Source organism: Variovorax sp. MHTC-1 (assembly GCF_003984645.1).
GTDB lineage: Bacteria > Pseudomonadota > Gammaproteobacteria > Burkholderiales > Burkholderiaceae_C > Variovorax.
Genome location: NZ_RWKI01000117.1, coordinates 1 through 326, shown reverse-complemented (window position 1 = coordinate 326; position 326 = coordinate 1). Strand labels below are relative to the sequence as shown.

Sequence of the window (326 nt, the reverse complement as noted above, 5' to 3'; positions counted from 1 at the left end):
TGGTGGCGGCGGAGGCGGCGCGGGATTCGGCGGCGCGGGCTCCGCAGGATTCGGCGGTGGCTCGGTCGCCGGCGGCGAGAGCAGTCCCGTTGGCGGTGCGAGCGACGGCCAGGGCGGCGGCACTTCGGGCAGCTCCGGCACGGGCGGCGGCACCTCGACCGCCTCCGGCGGCGATGACGGCGTGGGCTCCGGCGGCACCGGCGTGAGCACCGCCGATGCGGCCAGCGTCGGCGGCGTCGACGGCGCCGGCAGCATCATCGTGAGCGGACTGCGCTACGACACCGACACCGCCGTCATCCACCTCGAGGATGCCGCCTCCCTGCAGC

The 326-nt window shown here is 77.0% G+C and carries 1 pseudogene; it reads left to right on the top strand.

Annotated features, from left to right (window positions below):
- Positions 1-326: pseudogene (locus EJI01_RS29040) on the top strand (hypothetical protein); the annotation flags it as partial.